This window comes from Corallococcus sp. Z5C101001 (genome assembly GCF_007352635.1).
Lineage (GTDB): Bacteria > Myxococcota > Myxococcia > Myxococcales > Myxococcaceae > Corallococcus > Corallococcus silvisoli.
Genome location: NZ_VKLU01000001.1, coordinates 114,478 through 134,662, shown reverse-complemented (window position 1 = coordinate 134,662; position 20,185 = coordinate 114,478). Strand labels below are relative to the sequence as shown.

The window sequence follows — 20,185 nt, the reverse complement described above, 5'->3', positions numbered from 1 at the left end:
GATGCGGCGCGCGGGCCGCGGGGCGGTTAGGGTCTGCCGGTCCACCGCCGTGAGAGGTGTCGCGCGATGAAGCCCTGGGCCCGCTGGTTCCGCATCCCCTTCTGGCAGCGCGTGCTGGGCGCCTTCGTGCTGGGCGCGCTCGCGGGCTGGGCGCTGGGCGACCGTGCGGGCACATGGTTCCAGCCCCTGGGCACGCTCTACGTCCAGCTCATCCGGATGATCGCCACGCCGCTCGTGTTCTTCGCCGTCATCCACGCGGTGTCCGCGCTGCGCGGCCAGAAGAGCGTGGCGGCGCTGGGCGGCCGCACCTTCCTCTGGTTCGCCGTCACCGCCGCGCTCGCCGTGGGCGTGGGCCTGGGCACCGCCGCCCTCACAAGACCCGGCGTGGGCGTGGGGCAGCTCCAGGTGGCCTCCGACTACAAGCCCCGGCAGGTGCCCGGCCCGGTGCAGGTGCTGCTGGACGTGGTGCCCACCAACCCCTTCGCCGCGCTGGCCGAGGGCCGGATGCTCCAGGTCATCTTCTTCGCGGGCCTGCTGGGCTTCGCGCTGGTGAAGCTGGGCGAGCGCACCGCCCGCCTGCGGGAGCTGGTGGGCGAGGCCAGCGCGGCCATGATCCAAGTCACCCGCTTCGTGCTGGAGCTGACGCCGCTGGGCACCTTCGGCCTCATCGCCGCGCTGGTGGGAACCTACGGCTTCGAACGCCTGCTGCCCCTGGGCACCTTCGTCCTCACGCTGTACCTCGCGTGCGCGGTGCACGTCGTGTTCGTGTATGGGGGCCTGCTGCTCGCGCACGGGCTCAACCCGCTGCGCTTCTTCCGGGGCGCCGCGCCCGGCATGCAGGTGGCGTTCGTCAGCTCCTCCAGCTTCGCGTCCATGCCGGTGGCCCTGCGCAGCGTCACCCACAACCTGGGCGTCAACGCGGACTACGCGGCGTTCGCCGTGCCGCTGGGCGCCACCATCAAGATGGACGGCTGCGGCGCCATCTACCCCGCGATGACGTCGCTCTTCATCGCGCAGTACTTCGGCCTGTCGCTGTCCGCGCCCCAGCTCTTCATCATCCTGCTGGCGTCCGTGCTGGGCAGCTTCGGCACCGCGGGCGTGCCCGGCACGGCGGTGGTGATGACCACCGTCGTCCTCAGCGCCGCGGGGCTGCCGCTGGAGGGGCTGGGCTACCTGCTCGCCATCGACCGGGTGCTGGACATGATGCGCACCCTCACCAACGTCACCGGCCAGATGCTGGTGCCAGTGCTGGTCGCGCGCGAGGAGGGCCTCTTGGACCTGGACGTCTACAACCGCGCGTCCAGCAACGTGGGGCTGGAGGAGCCCCCGTCGCCCGCCGCCTGAGCCCTACTTGCAGCTCTTCGCCGGCAGCGAATCAATCCAGTCCGCGATGAGCCGCGAGCCTTCCGCGTGGTGAACGGTGCGGCCAATCTGCGGCATCATCTTGCCGGACTCCTCCGTGTCCAGCCGGTACCAGAGGATGGACTCGGCGTGGTTGCCGGGGACGATGTCGAACTCGCCGCCCACGCCGCTGCCCGCCGACCCCGGGCGCTTGCACTCGCCCAGCGTGAACAGGTCCGGGTTGTCGAAGTTGAGGAACAGCCGGCTGGTGATGCCCGCCGTCCCCTTCGGGTTGTGGCAATGCGCGCAGTTGATGTCCAGGTACGTGCGCGCCCGCGTGGACAGGTCCGCCGCCTGCGGGTCGAACGCGTCCGGAGCCCTGGGCAGCTCCGCGAGCGAGGGCAGCCCGTCCAGCTTGCCCAGCGACGCCAGGTACTCCAGCTGGTCGCGCGCCACGGCGCTGTACGTGTTCTCGTGGTGCAGGTAGCGCGCCTTCACCCCGATGGGGTGCATCACCTGCGCCCCCGTGTCGTCCTGGAGGTGGTGGCACTGCTGGCACTGGTTCTTGGAGGGCACCGAGTACTTGAACGACCGCGTCTGCCCCTCCAGGTCGATGAACGTCACGTCGCGCGAGCGGCCCCCGGTGGCCTGCGTGGCCTCCGTCTGCTCCGTGTTCCAGACGTAGGGCCACGCCTCCCACCCCGTGGGCTGGCGCACCAGGACGCGCGTCTCGATGAGGCGCACGTCCTGGTCCGGAGCCCGCAGGTCCGCGGGGAAGGCGAACGTCTTCGTGATGAGCGTCCCCACCGGCAGGTCCAGCACGTCCTTCGGCTGGTAGTGCGCCGTCTTGCCGGGGGGGATGTAGAGGGTGCGTGACTTGACCGCGTAGTCGGAGAACAGCGCGGTGGACAGGGTGTAGGGGATGTTGCCCTCCACCGGGGCCCAGCCCCCGTCCGCCGGGCTCCCGGTGAACAACCCGAAGCCCGACAGCTCGGTGGGAATGGCCAGCATCGGGCCGGCGTCCGGCGCACCCGCGTCGGGTGTCCCGGAATCCGGCACGCCCGCGTCCACGGGACCGGCATCCGGCACGCCCGCGTCGGGAACCCCCGAATCCTCCAGACCGGCATCCGGCACGAGGATGCCCGAGTCGGGTGACGGCCCGGGGACCTCCGGGTCGGAGGAGCCGCAGGCCGCCAGCGTCAGCGCCAGCAGCACCACGGAGAAACGAGGGCTCACGAACGGCGTCCACATGGGTGTCACGCTCCCTGACCGCGGTTACTTGATGAAGTCGCCAATCGTCAGCGCGGGGTTGAAGCCCGCGCAGTCGAACGCGGTCCCCGTGGCGGCGTAGTGCCGCGTCTTCGCCCACGCGCCGGGCAGGTTCCCCTCCGTCGCGAGCGTCCCGGCGGTCAGCAGGTCCAGGTCCACGATGGCCGTGGCGGTGCCCTGGGGCAGCGTGTTGCCGCTGAAGCAGATGTTGATGGGGTTCACCCGCGAGCGGTCGTGGCCGAACGGATCCAGGCCGTCCCACAGCAGGTGCTCCACGCCGCGCGTGCCCTGCGTCTCGCCGTACGCGTAGAGCGTCGCCAGGAGCGCGCCCAGCGGACGGAGCTGCTGGTTGAGCTTGCCGTTGTCCACGGAGTCGCCGCTGCCACCGGTGAAGGTGTTGCCGTGGATGCTGATGTCCGCGCTGTCGAAGTTCATGCCACCGGCGACCCACTGCGCGGGGTCCGACTCAATGGCGAGCCCGCTCAGCACCGCCACGTCCACGGAGTTGTTGTCACCCCAGGTGTTCCCCGTCAGCTCCACCCGGCGCGACGCCAGGATGAACGTGCCCGTGCCCGCCGGCACCTGCGACACCGTGCTGCTGCTGGCCGCCACCGACGCGAAGTTGTTCCGGTTGTTGCCGGTGATGGTGTTGTTCTTCACGCGGATGTCGGTGCCCTTGATGGGGTTGCCCGGCAGGTCGAACACCACCAGGCCCGTGGTGTTGTCCTTCGCGGTGTTGCCCAGCACGTAGGCGTACTTCGTGTTCTCGATCTCGATGCCCGCCACGTTCTGCCGGGCCACGTTGTTGCGCACGACCGCGTACTCCGTCTGGCCCACGTAGATGCCCGCGTCCGCGGCGTTGTAGGCCTCGCAGTCCTCGATGAGGACGTACTTGGACTTCACCGGGTACAGGCCGTACTTGCCGTTGCTCTCCTTGTCGGCCTCCGCCCACTCGGTGCGCACCCGGCGCATCACCACGTCCGTGGAGGACTCCACGCGGATGGCGTCCTTCTTCGCGTTCCACACCGCCAGGTCACGCACCTCGAAGCGGTTGCCCACCACGTCCAGGCCGTTGGAGTTCGCCGCGGCGTTGGTGAACACCAGCACCGTGCTGTTCGCCGTGCCCGTGCCCTCGCCCTTCACGCCCTTGCCCGCGCCCACCAGCGTGATGCCGTTCTGACGGACGGTGATGGCGTTGTCGAAGGTGTACGTGCCCGCCGCCAGCTGGATGGTGGTGCACTCGGCCAGCGTGTTCACCTGGTCCTGGAGCGCCTCCTCCTGGCCCGGCGCGAAGCTCAGCGTCGCCTGGGCCTTGCCCTCGCAGGAGAAGGTCCCCGCGCTGCCGCCATCCCAGGGGATGCCCGTGTCCACCGACCCCGCGTCGGTGCCGGCGTCGGTGCCCGCATCGGTGCCGGCGTCGGTGCCCGCATCCACCTTCACGCCCGAGTCCGGCGTGGGATCCGGATCATCCGAGCAGGCGGTCATCGACAGGGCCCCCACCAGGGCCAGAACGGTCGCGCACGAGGCGCGGATCCACTGCGAACGGGGCATGTCTTTCCTCCGAGAGGCCGCCCCGCCCGGTCCCCAGGAAGCACCCGGGCCCGCGAAGCAGCAGGAAGCCGGCATGCTCGGAGCAAAGACACACTGACGACAAGCACAAGTTACACGTTTGTGATTTGACGCAGCGCCCCTTTGGCCACGCGGAAAAAGCACGCGCACGCGGTAAGCCTTTCGTCCGCAATGTGTTCGGAACGCGACTGACGCAGGGTTCCAAGGCGGCCGGTCGGACGGGCCCGAGCCGGCCTCCACCGGTGCTCCCCTCCGCCCACCCGGGCGGTCATCTTCATGGGGCAGGTCGCGGCGCGGCTCCCTCTCCCGCGACGGAAAAAAGAGGATTCCATGCGCACCCGTACCTTGATGACCCTGGTGGTGACGCTCGCCGTCGGACAGGCCACGGCGGCCATGGCGCAGCAGGACGAAGCGGAGGCTGCCCCCGGGGGCAATGACTCACAGAGCCTGGATGACCCGCAATCACTGACAAACAGCTCCGACGAGGGCACCTTCTGGGACAATTACTGGTATCAGCCCCCCGCCGTCGACTACCAGCTCCGGCAGCCGCTCGAAGGCACCTATCAGCTCCAGCAGCCGCTGATTGGGACGTACCAGCTCCAGCAGCCGCTCGAAGGCACCTATCAGCTCCAGCAGCCGCTGAACGGGACGTATGAACTCCAGCAGCCGCTGAACGGGACGTACCAGCTCCGGCAGCCGCTGAACGGGACGTACCAGCTCCAGCAGCCCTTGAACGGCACGGGCACTTCACGGCCTCCTCGGGCTCGTTGAGCGCGGGGCCTCAGCGCCGGGCGTTGAAGGTGTCGCACGCCTCCAGCGTTCCCTGGTCCAGGCCCCGCTTGAACCAGGCCATGCGCTGCGCGGAGGAGCCATGGGTGAAGGACTCGGGGACGACGTAGCCCCGCGCGTGCTTCTGGAGCGTGTCATCCCCCACGGCGCTGGCCGCGCCCAGGCCATCCTCCACGTCGCCCTTCTCCAGGAGGCCGCGCTCCTGCTGCGCGTGGTGGGCCCAGATGCCGGCGAAGCAGTCCGCCTGGAGCTCCGTCAGCACGGAGAGCTGGTTGGCCTGCGCCTCGCTCACCCGGCCGCGCAGCGACCGCACCTTCCGGGAGATGCCCAGCAGGTTCTGCACGTGGTGCCCCACCTCGTGAGCGACGACGTACGCGCGGCCAAAGTCACCGGGTGCGCCGAAGCGGCGCTCCAGCTCGTCGAAGAAGCCCAGGTCCAGGTACACCTTCTGGTCGCCCGGACAATAGAAGGGGCCCACCGCGCTCTGCTGGAAGCCGCACGCGGACCGCACCGCGTCCGTGAAGAGCACCAGTCGCGGCTGCACGTAGCGCACGCCCAGGGGCTCCAGCAGGCCGGGCCAGGTGTCCTCCGTGTCCGCGAGGACGACGGAGACGAAGTCCTTCATCTGCTCCTGCTGGGGATCCACCGCCTGCCCCGACCCGCCCGTCCCCGGCTGCGAGTACGGAGCGCGCGAACCCACCTGCACGTCGGAGGGGTCGCCGCCCAGCAGCATCACCAGCAGCGCCACCACCAGCGACGCGGCGCCACCGCCCACCGCGAGCGGGCGCCCGAAGCCGCCTCCGCGCCGGTCCTCGATGTTCGAGCTGCGACGCCCGCCTTGCCACCTCATCCCGTGCCCCCTCCGCTCAAGCGCCGCGACGACCCGAGGACCAAGGTAGGCAGCGGGCCCTCCGTCGGCGACGGCGCGGCCCCGGGACGACCGGCCGCCAGGAAGGCGCAGGGGCAGGCGGGTGGACGGGCCGTCGGCGGGCAGGCCCGGCTCAGGTCCCGGGAGCGAACCCCACCGCGCCGGACGCCACGCGCGCGGCGGTGCCCAGGCGCTCCAGCAGGGAGGGGCCGAAGTACTGGCGCCGGGACTCCCCCTTTCCTCCGCTCACCTGCTCCGGCGTGTCCACGTAGCCCACGTAGCCATTGGCGAGCCCCAGCACATGGGTCGCGCCCGAGAGGGACGCCAGCGCCCGTCCCGCGCCCGTGGTGGGCTCCCCGGGAACGGTCAGCAGCGCCAGCGGCCCCAGCGCCAGCGCGTCCACCTCCGCCTCGCGCGGCGAGGAGCCGCACAGGAAGTTGTCCCCCGCCGCCCGGGTGAAGGCGGGCACCAGCCGCGAGGCGTCCGGACGGGGCAAGGCCACCTGGACCCTCGCGAACGCCAGCCGCACCGGCCCCGCCACGGGCCCCGGGGTGGCGCCGTCCACCAGCGCCGACAGCTTGCGCGCGAACCCCATGGCCCGCCCCGCGCCCTCCCCTTCGGAGAAGGCCACGGAGGCGTTGCCCTCGCTGCCCTGCACGAACAGCGTCACGCCCTGGCCCGCCTCCTCGCGCAGCGCGCTCAAGCGGCCCGGGTAGTCCGGATCCACCAGCGCCTGCCGGCGGCCCAGGAGCGTGGCGTGCGCGGCGAACACCAGCACCTCCGCCACCGGCCCGTCCGCCCCGCGCAGCACCACGCGCGTGAGCTGGCCGTCGGGGACCTCTCCGCCCGTGCGCGAATAGACGAGGCCCGCGTCCGCCGCCCCGCCCACCTCCAGCGTCACGTCCGCCAGCGAGGCCACGGCCTTCTCCAGCGCCTCGCTCGCGCCCGCCACCGCGGCGTTCACCGACGCGGGCCGGTAGCGCCCCGTCCCGGAGAGCTGGGCCACCCACCGTGAGTCATAACCCCCGAAGGCGGAGTGCGTGTGCGTGGCCACCACCAGCACCTCCCTCACCCCCGCCCGCGCGGCGCGCTCCCGCACCTGATCCACGATTTCCGGGGTGACGAAGAGCAGCTCCAGCGACACCACGCCCACGCGGGCACCGCCCGCCTCCAGCACCACGGCCCTGGCGTGGAGGGGAAGCTCGGCCTGGCTCGCCTCGGGCCTGGGTGGCGGATAGCCGGCCAACACCACCGGGAAGGGCGGGGACAGGGCCACCTTCGCCGCGCCCGCACGCAAGGAGCCTTCGCCCCGCACCTGGGACAGGACCTGGGGCGCCCGCTCCTCCCAGCGCCCGCACCAGTTCCAGGAGGCGAGCGCGTACGCAGCCCCCGCCGTTAGCAAGGCGGAGGGCAGCAGGGTGCGGAGGAGGGAGCGCCGGAAGGTGGACATGCCGCGGGGAGCCTAACCGCTCCCCTCTTTCCAGACGGCGCCTACCTTTCGGCCCACGCCACCTTGCCTGGCCTACAGGGGCCGACGTCGACTGCGGGTGGAATACCTCACGTCGAGGCGTGCGTTCCTGTTCCGCTTCGCGGTCGAAAGGGGTAAGGCAGCGCGCCATGTGCGGCATCTTCGGAATCGTGGGTCACGGAGAGGCGTCCAACCTGACGTACTTGGGGTTGCACGCCCTGCAGCACCGCGGACAGGAGTCCGCAGGCATCGTCTCGTCCGACGGCCACACCCTGCGCGCGCACCGGCAGATGGGGCTCGTCGCGGACATCTTCACCGCTCCGGTGATTGAGGGACTGCCGGGAGAGGCGGCCATCGGCCACGTGCGCTACAGCACGGCGGGCGGCAGCCAGCTCAAGAACGCCCAGCCGCTGTTCGTGAACTACGCGGGCGGCCAGTTCTCCATCGCGCACAACGGCAACATCGTGAACGCGGCGGAGCTCAAGGCGGAGCTGGAGTCGGAGGGCGCCCTCTTCCAGTCGGACGCGGACACGGAGGTGGTGATGCACCTGCTCGCCCGCTCCAAGCTCCCGTCCTTCGAAGGGCGGCTGGTGGAGGCGCTGCGCCGGGTGGAGGGGGCCTACAGCATCCTGCTCCTCACGGAGAACAAGCTCATCGCCGTGCGCGACCCCAACGGCTTCCGGCCGCTGGTGCTGGGCAAGATGAAGGAGGGCGCCTACGTGCTCGCCAGCGAGACGACGGCGCTGGACCTCATCGAAGCGGAGGTCGTCCGAGAGCTGGAGCCCGGCGAGCTGGTCGTCATCGAGAACGGCGTGCTGCGCGCCAGCATGCCCTTCAAGCCCGCCGCGCGGCTGGGCCGCTGCATCTTCGAGCACGTCTACTTCGCCAAGCCGGACTCGGTGCTCTTCGGCACCAGCGTCTATGAGGTCCGCAAGCGCCTGGGCATGCAGCTGGCCCGTGAACAGCCCGCGGAGGCGGACCTGGTCATCGCGGTGCCGGACTCGGGCGTGCCCGCCGCCATCGGCTTCGCCCAGGTGAGCGGCATCCCCTACGACGTGGGCCTCATCCGCAGCCACTACGTGGGCCGCACCTTCATTGAACCGCAGCAGTCCATCCGCCACTTCGGCGTGAAGCTGAAGCTGTCCGCCGTGCGCCAGGTGCTCAAGGGCAAGCGCGTGGTGGTGGTGGACGACTCCATCGTGCGCGGCACCACCAGCCGGAAGATCGTGAAGATGCTCAAGGCCGCGGGCGCGTCGGAGGTGCACCTGCGCATCTCGTCGCCGCCCACGCAGTGGCCCTGCTACTACGGCATCGACACGCCCAGCCGCACGGAGCTCATCGCCGCCAGCCACACCACGGAGGAGATCGCGAAGTACGTGACGGCGGACTCCCTGGGCTACCTGTCGCTGGAGGGCCTGGGCACCGCGGTGGATGATCCGAAGCGCGCCACCTACTGCACCGCGTGCTTCTCCGGCCAGTACCTCACCGAGAAGCTGTCCCACCAGGGCACCGGTGACGCCAAGCTCAGCGCCTGAGTCACCCGCGCCGGACCTGTCCCCGGCCCCGGGTCGGCCCGGGCTCGCGCAGGCGGAGCGGCAGTTCGTCCGCTCCGTGCTGGCGGGCTTGTTGCTGCTGGGCGCGGTCGCCGTCGCGGGTCCGCTCCTCTCCTACCGCAGCGACGTGGCGGGGGCCCGCGCGGAGTTCCAGACGCGGATGACGCGCGAGGCGCGCGTCTACGCGGAGGCGCTGGGCCTGCACCTGAAGCTGCTCCAGACGGAGCTGCTGCGCGTGTCCGAAGGCGTGGGCCCGGACGTGAAGCGCGAGCTGCCCACGGAGGACCTCCAGGACCTCACCACGCCCCGCGCCGGCCTCTTCCACGCGGGCGTGATGGTGCTGGACGCGCAGGGCAAGCTGCGCTGGAGCGACCCGCCGCTCGCGGAGGAGCAGGCCCAGGACAGCTTCGCCACGCGCCCCTGGTTCCAGCAGGTGCTCGCGCGCCAGACGTCGGTGGTGGACGCCATCGCGCCGGGCGCGTCCCTCTTCGTCGTCGCGGTGCCGGTGGTGCGCGAAGGGCGGACCACCGCGGTGTTCGCGGGCCTGCTGGACACGGAGACGGCGCTGCCGGGCGGACGTCCCTTGAGCAACGACCTGGAGCTGCTGGTCCTCAACGCCTCCGGGGACCTCTTCCTGCCCAACGCGCCCCCCTCGTGGGCCAGCGTGTCGCGCGCGTCCGGGGAGCTGCGGGAGTTCATCCGCGAGGGCACCCGCCCGCCGTCGCTGGACGCGATGCCGGAGACCTTCCTCACCGCCACGCCCGTGCCCGGCACGGGACTGCACCTGGTGCTCGCCGCGGACGAGTCGGCGCTGCTCGCCAACCTGCGCGACCGCTTCCTCGTGCAGCTGCTGGTGCTGGCGCTGCTCCAGGTGGGCACGCTGGTGCTCTTCACCGTCCACTGGCGCCGCGTCTATGGCCTGTTCCGCGAGGTGGAGGTCCGCTCCGCGCAGCAGGAGAAGATGGCCGCGCTGGGCAGCGCCGCCAGCCTCATCGCCCATGAGGTGAAGAACTCCCTCAACGGCCTCAAGGCCGCCGCCGGGCTCGTCTCCCCGGAGGGCGAGGGCGGGCTCGTGGTGCGCACGCTGCACGGGCAGATCGACCGGCTGGCCCACCTGGCCACGTCGCTGCTCAACTTCGGCAAGCCCCCCGTCGTGCGCCGCGTGGACGTGGACCTGTCCCAGCTGGTGCGCGACGTGGTGGAGGGCCTGCGCTCGCTGCCGGAGGCGGGCGAGGTGCGGGTGGACGTGACGCTGCCCCTGGGCCCGGTGCCCCTGTCGTGCGACCCGCTGCTGCTCACCACCGCGCTGGACAACCTGGTGCGCAACGCGATGGAGGCCACGGTCGCGGCCAAGGACCTGGGGAAGGTGACCCACCCCCTGGTGCGCGTGCAGGTCCGGCTCGACGAGGACGCCGCGGCGGTGACGGTGGACGACAACGGCGGGGGTCCCCCCGCGGACGTGGAGGCCCACCTCTTCGAACCCTTCCGGACCTCCAAGCCGAAGGGCATCGGCCTGGGACTGGCCATGACGCGGCAGGCGCTGGAACATCAGGGCGGACAGCTCACCTTCGAACGCCTCCCTGACGGCAGCCGCTTCCTCCTCCAGCTTCCCCGAGCGCCCCGGCCATGAGCCTCCCCGCCCTCTTCGTGGATGACGACCGCGCCTTCTCCTCCATCGCCGCGGTGGCGCTCCAACGAGAGGGCTTCAGCCTCACCGTCGCGCACTCGCTGCACGCGGCCCGCGCCGAACTCGCGAAGGCCACGCCCGTACTGGTGGTGTTGGACCGCCGCCTGCCGGACGGCGACGGCCTGTCGTTCCTCCCGGAGCTGAAGGCGCACGCGCCCAGCGTGGCGGTGGTGATGGTGACGGCGCACGGGGACATCGCCAGCGCGGTGGACGCGGTGCGCATGGGCGCGGCGGACTACGTGGCCAAGCCCGTGGAGCTGGCGGACCTGGTGCTGCGCGCGCGCCGGGCCGTGGACGCCAGCCGCCTGCGCGACCGCCTGGAGATGGCGGAGGCGGAGCTGTCCGGCCGCCGCCGGTTGGTGCCGCCCGCGTCCGCCGCCATGCAGCGCGTGTTCGCGATGCTGGAGCGCATCGCCGCGTCGCCGCGCAGCCCGGTGCTGCTCCTGGGCGAGACGGGCGTGGGCAAGGAGCAGCTCGCCCGGCACCTGCACGCGCTCGCGTCGAAGGACGGGGGCGCGCCCTTCGTGCACATCAACTGCGCGGCCCTGCCTGAACAGACGGTGGAGAGCGAGCTGTTCGGCCATGAGAAGGGCGCCTTCACCGACGCGCGCACCGCCCGCCGCGGACTGGTGGAGGTGGCCCACGGCGGCGTGCTCTTCCTGGACGAGGTGGGCGAGCTGCCCCTGCCCCTCCAGGCGAAGCTGCTCACCTTCCTGGACTCCGGCCGCTTCCGGAGGCTGGGCGGCACCACGGAGCAGACCAGCACCGCGCGCATCGTGGCCGCCACCAACCGCGACCTGCCCGCCCAGATGACCGGCGGCAACTTCCGCGAGGACCTCTGGTTCCGCCTGGGCGTGTTCCGCATCGACGTGCCCCCGCTGCGCGAGCGGCGCGAGGACATCCTCCCGCTGGCCGAAGGCATGCTCGCGGACCTGGGCCGCGAGCTGGGCCGGCGCGACGTCAGCCTGGGCGCGAAGGCCCGCGCACGGCTCGCCGCCTATGCCTTCCCCGGCAACGTGCGCGAGCTGCGCAACATCCTGGAGCGCGCGCTGGTCCTGGAGTCCGGAAGCGGGCTGGAGCTGGAGGTGATTGGCGGCGGCGCCCCCACCGGCGGCGCGGCGCCAACGGAGAGCCCGGCCGCCGTGGCGCCCGGGGCCTTCAGCGTGCAGGAGCCGCTGGCCATGGAGGACGTGGAGCGCGCCTACGCGCGGTGGGTCCTGGAGCGGATGGGCGGCCGGCGCATGGAGGCCGCGAAGGCGCTCGGCTTGTCCTACCCGACCTTCCTCAAGCGCCTGGGCGACGCTTGAAGGGATTTGCAGTGCCCGCGCGGGAGCGATGAAAGGTTTTTGAAGTCACCGGGTCGATGAAAATTTCTTGAAGTCGCACCGCGTCGCATCCGCGCGGATTTGCTGGGGCTGGGCCGGGCACACGGCTTGCGATGGGGGCCCTCCGGATTCTCACCGGAGCCTGCCGCTTGCGCCGTTCCTTCCCTGTCCTCGCTGCCCTGGGCACCCTGCTCGGCCTCACCGCCAGTGCCGAGCAGCATCCCGCCTCCCCCGCCACGCTGCTGCTCGCCACCCTGCCGGACGAGGACGCGCTGGCGGAGCTGTTGTGGGAGCGCTCCGCCGACTTCGCGGACGACCGGGCCCACATCGCCACGTCCCGCGCGGAGCTCCAGCGCGCGCACCTGCTCCCCAACCCGGAGCTGGACGTGTCCATGAACACCATCCCCATTGGCGCCACCAACCCGCCGGGCCTGCGCCGGCTGACCGACGTGCCCAACTACGTCGTCGGCCTGTCGGAGCTGGTGGAGCTGGGCAAGCGGGGCCCCCGTCAGGACTCGGCGAAGGCGGCGCTGGCGGCCACCACGCTGGGGGTGCACGCCGCCCTGCGCGCGCGCACCTACGACGTGCTGGAGCGCGCCGCGGACGTGGCCACCACGGAGGTGCGCATCTCGGAGCTGGAGAAGCTCACCGAGGACGCGCTGAAGCTCACGGACCTGCAGCGCGCCCGGCAGCAGCACGGCGACGCGGCGGGGCTGGACGTGGACCGCTCCACGCTGGAGGCGCAGGCGCTGGAGACGTCCCTGGGCGAGGAGCGCGCGCGGCTGTCGGAAGCGCTGCTCGCGTGCTCGCAGCTCGCGGGCCTGCCGTGTGAGCCCTTCGGGGGCCGCGAGCTGGCGGCGGCCTTCCTCAAGACCCGGCTCGACCGGGCGTCCGCCCCGGCCGCCATCGAGTCCAGGCCGGACCTGCGGGCGCTGGGCGCGCAGCAGGAGGCGGCCCAGTCCGCGCTGACGCTCGCGAAGCGCCGGTGGATTCCGGATCCGACGGTGCGCGCCGGCTACACGCGCGACCAGTTCATGATCTCTGGCAACCAGAAGAACTCCCTCTTCGTGGGCCTGTCCATCCCGCTCCCCTTCTTCGACCACGGGCAGGCGGACGCGCACGCCGCCAGCGCCAGCGCGCAGTCCGCGCGCGTCGCCCGCGAGCTGCTCACCGCCCAGGCCGCGCGCGAGGCGGACGTGCTGGGCCAGCAGCTGCGCGCGGTGCAGCAGCGCCGCGAACGGCTGCACACGCAGACGCTCCCGCTCGCGGAGGGCGTGGTGCAGCGCCTGGACGCGGCGGTGAAGGCGGGAGGCGCGGCGTTGCAGGACCTGCTCCTCGCGCGGCGCACCTACGGCGAGCTGGTGCTGCACGCGGCCGACCTGGACCAGACCGCCTACCACCTCGCCGTCGCCATCGACCGGGCGAGCGCCGCGGGCCCCCGCGCCCCGGACGCGCTGGCCAATCCCCGCTCCTGAGCATCCCCCGCGCGCCCACCTCTCAACGACCGCCGACCCCGGCACCCGCCTCACCGCCCCCGTCGGCCCCCATCTCCAACCCTTCCTGAAGGAACCACCATGAATCCCCACGACCCCGCCGCCGCCCCGACGTCCACCCCCGCCCCCGCCCGCCGCACCCCGGTCTGGATGGCCTTCGCGGGCGCGGGCCTGCTGGGCACCGGCGTGCTGTTCTACGCACTGGCCCCCACTGATTCGAGCGCGGAGAGCGAGACGGCCCTCCCCGGCCCCACGGTGAAGGGAGAGACGGTGCACCTGCCGGACGGCGCGCCGCAGTGGCACTACGTGCAGCTCGCCGTGGCCACCGAGGGCAGCGCCCTCACCCCCCTGCCCTCCCCCGCGCGCGTGCAGTTCGACGAGGCCCGCACCGCGTCCGTGGGCGCGCCGCTCGCGGGCCGCGTGCAGGAGGTGCGCGTGCGGGCCGGGGACCGCGTGAAGCAGGGCGACGACCTGTTCAGCGTGCGCTCCGGCGCCTACGCGGAGCTGCTGCGCGAGCAGCGCGGCGCGGAGGCGGAGCTCGCGGAGAAGCGCCGCAACGCGGACCGCCTCCAGGAGCTGGTGGCCCTGCGCGCCGCCCCGGAGAAGGACCTGCTCGCCGCCCGGACGGAGCTGCGTCAGGCGGAGCTGTCCCTGGAGGCCGCGAAGGCGAAGCAGGGCAGCCTCCGGGTGTCCTCGCGCGGGGAGAACCTCTTCTGGGTGACGGCGCCGCGCTCGGGCACGGTGGTGGACCTGGACGTGGTGGCCAGCCAGGAGGTGACGCCGGACCGCGAGCGGCCGCTCGTGCGCCTGTCGGACCTGGATCAGGTGATGGTGGTGGCGGACCTCCAGGAGTCGGACGCGCTGGACATGTCCCCGGGCCAGGACGTCACGGTCACCACGCGCGACGGCATCGTGCGCGCGGGCAAGGTGGACCGCGTCGCGGAGGTGGTGGACCCGCTGCGCCGCACCGTGGAGGTGCGCGTGCGCGTGCCCAATGACGACCGCCGCTTCCGGCCCAACGCCTTCGTGGAGGTGACGCCCACCCCGCCCACGGGCGTCAGGCGCGTGCGCGTGCCGGACAGCGCGGTGGTGACGGATGGCGCGCGCTCGGTGGTCTTCGTCGCGCGCGACTCCAACCGCCTGGAGCGCGTCCCCGTGACGCCGGGCCGCCGCCGCGACGGCGAGGTGGAGCTGCGCGGGGGCCTGGCCTCCGGAGACCGGTTCGTCGCCCGGGGCGCCCTGCTCCTGGAGAACCAGATCGAACTGGCCGACTGAGGCCCCCCGCGAAAACCAAGAGACGCCCATGTTCGAGAAACTCGTCGACTTCAGTCTGAAGAACCGCGCGGCGGTGGTGTTCCTCACGCTGCTCACCGCCATCTGGGGCTACTTCTGCTTCCGCGACCTCACGGTGGAGGCCTTCCCGGACCCCACCGACACGCAGGTCAACGTCATCACCCTCTACCCGGGCCAGCCGTCCGAAGAGGTGGAGCGCCAGATTGGCCTGCCCCTGGAGCGCGCGCTCAACGGCATCCCGGGCCTGACGCGCCTGCGCAACCTGTCCATGTTCGGCCTGTCGTTCGTCACGCTGAGCTTCAACGACGACACCGACGTGCTCTTCGCCCGCGCCCAGGTGCTGGAGCGCCTGCGCGACGCGGAGCTGCCGGAGGGGCTCACGCCGTCGCTGGGGCCGCTGGCGACGCCCATCGGTGAAATCTACCGGTACACGCTGAAGGGCGCGAAGGGCGACCCCATGAAGCTGCGCACCCTCCAGGACTGGGTGGTGCGGCCGGGCCTGTTGCGCGTGGACGGCGTCGCGGACGTCGTCAGCTACGGCGGCCTGCTCAAGGAGATCCACATCCAGCCGGACCCCGCGCGGCTCGCCGCGTTCGGCCTCACGCTGGACACCGTGGAGGACGCGCTGAAGGAGGGCTCGGAGAACGCCAGCGGCGGCGTGCTGGAGCGCGGCTCCGAACAGTTCGTCATCCGCAGCGAGGGCCTCTTCCACACGCTGGACGACATCCGCGACGTGCGGGTGGCCACGCACGAGGGCACGCCCGTGTTCCTCAAGGACGTGGCGGACGTGAACGAGGGCTGGTCGCCCCGCCAGGGCGTGGTCAGCCGCGACGGCGACGGGGACGTGGTGCAGGGCATCGTCCTCATGCGCCGGGGAGAGAACCCCTCCCTGGTGCTCTCCCGCGTGCGGGACGCGGTGGCGTCCGTGAACGTGCGCCTGGAGGGCGACGACGTGCGCATCGACCCGTTCTACGACCGCACGGACCTGGTGAACACGACGCTGCGCACGGTGGGCCACAACCTGCTGGAGGGCGCGCTGCTCGTCACGCTGGTCCTCTTCATCTTCCTCCTGGACCTGCGGGCGGCCATCGTCGTGGGCGTCCTGATTCCCCTCTCGCTGCTGGCCTCGTTCATCTACCTGAAGATGCGGGGCATGTCGGCCAACCTGCTGTCCATGGGCGCGGTGGACTTCGGCGTCATCGTGGACGGCGGCGTGGTCATCATCGAGAGCATCCTGGCGCGCATGTCCGGCCACCAGTTCGAGGGGGAGACCCCCATGGAGCGCATCCAGCGCGCGACGAAGGCGGTGGTGCGCCCCACGGTGTTCTCGCTGCTCATCATCATCGCGGCGTACCTGCCCATCTTCATGTTGCAGCGGGTGGAGGGCCGCATCTTCGCGCCCATGGCGAACACGGTGGTGGCGGCGCTCCTGGGCGCGCTCGTCTTCTCCGTCACGCTCATCCCGGTGCTGGCGTCGTTCGTCTATCGCAAGCCGGTGAAGCACAAGGAGTCGCCGGTGCTGCGCGCGGCGGACAAGGCCTACGGCCCCGTGCTGGCGTGGAGCCTCAAGCACCCGGCCATCGTGGTCGCGGTGTGCACCGCGGGCCTGCTCTTCGCGGGCGCGCTGGTGCCGCGCATGGGCAGCGAGTTCCTGCCGGCGCTCAACGAAGGCAGCCTCTACCTGACCTTCACCATGCCCTCGAACATCTCCCTGTCGGAGGGCCGCAAGCTGGTGCCGCGCATCGAAGCCCTGCTGCGCCAGGCGCCGCAGGTGGACGGCGTGCTCAGCCAGCTGGGCCGCCCGGAGGACGGCACCGACGCGAAGCTCACCAACAACCTGGAGTTCTTCGTGAAGCTCAAGCCGCCGGCGCAGTGGCCCAAGAGCACGCCCAAGCTGGATGACGTGCTGGCGGTGTTGCAGCGGTCGGTGTCGGAGGTGCCGGGCATGGAGGTCGGCTTCAGCCAGCCCATTGGCGACAACGTGAACGAGAGCATCAGCGGCCAGCAGGGACAGCTGGCGGTGAAGCTCTTCGGCGACGACCTCCAGGTGCTCCAGGCGTACTCGCAGAAGGTGAAGAGCGTGCTGGCGCGCGTGGAGGGCGTCGCGGACCTGGGCATCGTGAAGAGCGGCGAGGTGCCCAGCATCCAGGTGACGCCGGACCGCGTGGCCCTGGCCCGGCACGGCATGTCGCTGGGAGACTTCCAGCACGTCTTCCAGACGGCGGTGGGCGGCCGGCCGCTCAGCGAGTTCTGGGAGGGCGAGCGCCGCTTCGACGTGGTGATGCGCCTGCCCATGTCCAGCCGCGACGACGTGGAGAAGATCTCCCGCCTGCGCGTGCCCGTGGAGGGCGGCGTGCTGGTGCCCCTGAGCGAGCTGGCCAAGGTGAAGACGGGCTTCGGCCGGGCCTCCATCAACCGCGAGAACGGCCGGCGCTACATCGGCGTGCGCATGAACGTGCGCGGCCGGGACCTGGGCTCCTTCGTGAAGGACGCGCAGGCGATGGTGGACAAGGAGGCCCCCGCCCCCGCGGGCACGAGCATCGAATGGGGCGGTGAGTTCGAGAGCAAGGAGCGCGCGATGGACCGGCTCCTCACGGTGCTGCCGGTGGCGCTGGTGCTCACGTTGCTGCTGCTCTTCAAGGCGTTCAACTCGTTCGGGCGCGCGGTGGTGACGCTGATCAACGTGCCCTTCGCGCTGATGGGCGGCGTGTTCGGCCTGTACTGGGCGGGGATGCCGCTGAGCGTGGCGGCGGCGGTGGGCTTCATCGCGCTCATCGGACAGGCGTCGCTCAACGGCGTGCTGGTGATGAGCGCCATCGCGGAGCGCCGGGAGGCGGGCGAGTCGCTGGACGACGCCATCCTCCACGGCAGCCGGGAGCGCCTGCGGCCGGTGCTGATGACCGCGGCGCTGGCGGCGCTGGGGCTGGTGCCCGCGTGCTTGAGCAATGGGATTGGCTCGGAGATGCAGAAGCCCCTGGCCATCGTCATCGTGTCCGGGACGATCTCCGCGTGCGCGCTGACGCTGGTGCTGCTGCCGGTGCTCTTCCGCATCTTCGCCCGCTTCACGGAGCAGTTCGTGGACCGGATGCCCGCGCAGCTCCTGCGAGTGGTGCCCGGCGCCAAGGGGCTGCGCAAGGCGGGCTAGCGCCTCACGGTGTCGTGGAAGGCTCCGGCTCCCCGTCCACCGACTCCTCGGAGGTGGGCGCGGGGGCCGGGGTCTTCCCGGCGATGAAGTCCTTCAAGTCGTCGGGCAGCGGCGAGGCGAAGGTGACGCGCTCCCCGGTGCCCGGGTGCGGGAACGAGATGCGCTCCGCGTGGAGCGCGTGCCGGGGCAGCCGCAGCCGCGCCCACGCCTCCGGCTCCAGCGTGTGCTTGCTGAAGCGGTCGAAGTAGCCGGGGTCCGGCCCGTACATCTTGTCGCCCACCAGCGGGAAGCCGGCCTCGCGCAGGTGGATGCGAATCTGATGCTGCCGGCCCGTCTGGGGAAAGCAGCGCAGCAGCGCGAACGGCGCGCCGCCGTGCTCGAAGCGCTGGAGCACCTGGAAGCGCGTGCGGCTGGGCTTGCCCGCCACCGGGTCGATGCGCACCGCGATGCGGATGAGGTCCGTGCCCTCCGCGATGGGCGCGTCCACGAGGAAGGCGTCCTCGGGCGGGTGCCCCTCACACAGCGCGAGGTACTCCTTGTGCACGTCGCGCGACAGGAACAGCCCGCCCAGCACGCGGCAGGACTCGGTGGTGCGGCCACACACCACCAACCCGCTCGTCTCGCGGTCCAGCCGGTGCGCGGGCTCCGCGAAGCGCTCTCCGAAGCGCTCGCGCAGGAGCGTCACCAGCGTGCCCTTGTGGTAGCGCGCGGTGGGGTGGATGGGCAGCCCCGCGGGCTTGTCCAGCACCAGCAGCCAGTCGTCGGAGAAGACGACGGGCAGCGCCGTGGGCGTCGCGGGCTCCTGGCTCGCGGGGCGGCGGATCCGGAAGGCCAGCCCCGGGTACACGGGCGTGGAGGGCTTGAGGCGGTACTCGTCGCACAGGACGCCGCGCAGGATGATGCCCCGCACGCGCTCCAGGTCCATGCGGCGGATCTTCTCGCAGAGGTAGCGGTCCAGCCGCCAGCCGGCGTAGTTCGGCTCGACGACGAACGGGATGTCCACGTAGCCGTCGGGGATGGCGCTGGGAGTCGGGTCCACATCTTCACGCATGGCGTACCGGCCGCTCTAGCACGCTTCGCGACGAAGGCGACCGCCCGGCCCCGCGCGCGAAGGCGCGAGCACCCGGCGGCCTGACTGCTTCACGGACGCGGTGCCGCGCTCACCCGAAGGCGCGCTTCGTCTCCACGCCCAGCACGCGCGCGTACAGGTCCGCGATGCGCTCGCCGGTGCGGCCGTCCCACAGCTCCGGCACGCGGCCCTTCTTCACGTTGCCGGAGAGGGCGCGCTCGGCGGCCTCGCGGATGCGCAGGGGGTCGGTGCCCACCACCTCGTTGGAGCCCACCTCCACGGTGATGGGGCGCTCGGTCTGCTCGCGCATCGTGAGGCACGGCACGTTGAGCGCCGTGGTCTCCTCCTGGAGGCCGCCCGAGTCCGTCATCACCAGCATCGCCTGCGACGTCACGGACAGGAACTCCAGGTAGCCCATGGGGTCCACCAGCTTCAGCCCCGGCGTCTGCTCCAGCCGCGTCCCCAGGCCCTGCTCGGCGATCATCTTCCGCGTGCGCGGGTGCACCGGGAACACGACGGGCAGCCGCTTCGCGACGTCCATCAGCACGCCCAGGAGGCCCGCCAGCAGCTTCGGGTTGTCCACGTTGGACGGGCGGTGCAGCGTCGCCACCACGTAGCCCTTCGGCGTGAGCCCCAGCTGCTTCAGCGTGGGCAGCTGGTCGGCCTTCTCCTTGGACGACAGGAGCGAGTCGATCATCACGTTGCCCACCAGGTGGATGTGCTTCGGGTCGATGCCCTCCTTGAGCAGGTTCGCGTCCGCGTCGCGCGACGGCGTGAGCAGCAGGTCGGAGAGCCGGTCGGTGACGACGCGGTTGATCTCCTCCGGCTGGTGCCGCTCGAAGCTGCGCAGGCCCGCCTCCACGTGGGACAGCGGGATGGCCAGCTTGGACGTGACGAGCGCCGCGGCGATGGTGCTGTTGACGTCGCCCACCACGGAGACCAGGTCCGGCTTCTCCTTGAGGAAGACGCGCTCCATCTCCACCATCATCCGCGCCGTCTGCTCGGCGTGGCTGCCGGAGCCGATGCCCAGGTGGATCTCCGGTGGAGACAGCCCCAGGTCCGCGAAGAAGACGTCGCTCATCTTCGCGTCGTAGTGCTGCCCGGTGTGCATCACGAGCTGCTGAAGGGAAGTGCGCGCGGAGATGGCCCGGTGGATGGGGGCCACCTTCATGAAATTCGGACGCGCGCCAACGATATGGATGACCTTCTTCATGTCGCTCCGGAAAATAGGCACGTGGCGATTTCCGGCCAGTGGCAGGGGGCCCACAGCCGTCCACCGGACGGAGCGGGGCGTCCTGAATCTGATAGATGGGGGC

Annotated in this window: 14 protein-coding genes; 8 read left to right on the top strand and 6 right to left on the bottom strand. The window is 71.6% G+C overall.

Annotated features, from left to right (window positions below; genetic code table 11):
* Window positions 1-66 precede the first annotated feature (66 nt).
* Window positions 67-1,344 (top strand): dicarboxylate/amino acid:cation symporter, encoded by a 1,278-nt coding sequence (locus FOF48_RS00550; protein WP_143897681.1) that lies wholly within the window; start codon window positions 67-69, stop codon window positions 1,342-1,344.
* 3 nt (window positions 1,345-1,347) lie between these two features.
* On the opposite strand, the gene FOF48_RS00545 is transcribed toward FOF48_RS00550, so the two are convergent.
* On the bottom strand, window positions 1,348-2,577 hold the full coding sequence (locus FOF48_RS00545; protein WP_255441784.1) for an SO2930 family diheme c-type cytochrome: 1,230 nt from the start codon (window positions 2,575-2,577) through the stop codon (window positions 1,348-1,350).
* 39 nt (window positions 2,578-2,616) lie between these two features.
* Window positions 2,617-4,161 carry a parallel beta-helix domain-containing protein gene (locus FOF48_RS00540; RefSeq protein ID WP_143897677.1) on the bottom strand — a complete coding sequence of 515 codons (1,545 nt, stop codon included), beginning with the start codon at window positions 4,159-4,161 and terminating at the stop codon, window positions 2,617-2,619.
* Window positions 4,162-4,509: 348 nt separating this feature from the next.
* Here FOF48_RS00540 and FOF48_RS00535 point away from each other — a divergent pair, with 348 nt between their 5' ends.
* Window positions 4,510-4,950 (top strand): hypothetical protein, encoded by a 441-nt coding sequence (locus tag FOF48_RS00535; protein WP_143897675.1) that lies wholly within the window; start codon window positions 4,510-4,512, stop codon window positions 4,948-4,950.
* Window positions 4,951-4,960: 10 nt separating this feature from the next.
* Here the strand turns inward: FOF48_RS00535 and FOF48_RS00530 are convergent, their stop codons facing one another.
* Window positions 4,961-5,818, bottom strand: a complete 858-nt coding sequence (locus FOF48_RS00530; protein WP_143897673.1) for a neutral zinc metallopeptidase — start codon at window positions 5,816-5,818, stop codon at window positions 4,961-4,963.
* Window positions 5,819-5,969: 151 nt separating this feature from the next.
* The gene (locus FOF48_RS00525; RefSeq protein WP_143897671.1) at window positions 5,970-7,286 is read right to left on the bottom strand and encodes a neutral/alkaline non-lysosomal ceramidase N-terminal domain-containing protein; all 1,317 of its coding nucleotides are present in this window, start codon (window positions 7,284-7,286) and stop codon (window positions 5,970-5,972) included.
* A 167-nt stretch (window positions 7,287-7,453) separates the two neighbouring features.
* On the opposite strand from FOF48_RS00525, the gene purF reads away from it, so the two are divergent.
* The 6 genes from purF (at window position 7,454) to FOF48_RS00495 (ending at window position 17,800) form a co-directional block, all read left to right on the top strand.
* Window positions 7,454-8,839 carry an amidophosphoribosyltransferase gene (gene purF / locus FOF48_RS00520; RefSeq protein ID WP_143897669.1) on the top strand — a complete coding sequence of 462 codons (1,386 nt, stop codon included), beginning with the start codon at window positions 7,454-7,456 and terminating at the stop codon, window positions 8,837-8,839.
* Window positions 8,817-10,487: a sensor histidine kinase gene (locus FOF48_RS00515; RefSeq protein WP_143897667.1), complete on the top strand. Its 1,671-nt coding sequence runs from the start codon at window positions 8,817-8,819 to the stop codon at window positions 10,485-10,487. Before purF ends, FOF48_RS00515 begins: the two co-directional genes overlap by 23 nt.
* Window positions 10,484-11,851: a sigma-54 dependent transcriptional regulator gene (locus FOF48_RS00510; protein ID WP_143897665.1), complete on the top strand. Its 1,368-nt coding sequence runs from the start codon at window positions 10,484-10,486 to the stop codon at window positions 11,849-11,851. Before FOF48_RS00515 ends, FOF48_RS00510 begins: the two co-directional genes overlap by 4 nt.
* A gap of 167 nt (window positions 11,852-12,018) precedes the next feature.
* A complete protein-coding gene (locus FOF48_RS00505; RefSeq protein ID WP_235685273.1) occupies window positions 12,019-13,344 on the top strand; it encodes a TolC family protein in 1,326 nt (441 codons plus the stop codon).
* 99 nt (window positions 13,345-13,443) lie between these two features.
* Window positions 13,444-14,637: an efflux RND transporter periplasmic adaptor subunit gene (locus FOF48_RS00500; RefSeq protein ID WP_143897661.1), complete on the top strand. Its 1,194-nt coding sequence runs from the start codon at window positions 13,444-13,446 to the stop codon at window positions 14,635-14,637.
* Between the two features lie 28 nt (window positions 14,638-14,665).
* Window positions 14,666-17,800 carry an efflux RND transporter permease subunit gene (locus tag FOF48_RS00495; RefSeq protein WP_143897659.1) on the top strand — a complete coding sequence of 1,045 codons (3,135 nt, stop codon included), beginning with the start codon at window positions 14,666-14,668 and terminating at the stop codon, window positions 17,798-17,800.
* Between the two features lie 4 nt (window positions 17,801-17,804).
* Here the strand turns inward: FOF48_RS00495 and FOF48_RS00490 are convergent, their stop codons facing one another.
* Both FOF48_RS00490 and wecB read right to left on the bottom strand, forming a co-directional pair.
* Window positions 17,805-18,851, bottom strand: a complete 1,047-nt coding sequence (locus FOF48_RS00490) for an RluA family pseudouridine synthase (RefSeq protein WP_143897657.1) — start codon at window positions 18,849-18,851, stop codon at window positions 17,805-17,807.
* 109 nt (window positions 18,852-18,960) lie between these two features.
* Window positions 18,961-20,082: a non-hydrolyzing UDP-N-acetylglucosamine 2-epimerase gene (gene wecB / locus FOF48_RS00485; RefSeq protein WP_143897655.1), complete on the bottom strand. Its 1,122-nt coding sequence runs from the start codon at window positions 20,080-20,082 to the stop codon at window positions 18,961-18,963.
* Window positions 20,083-20,185: the final 103 nt, after the last annotated feature.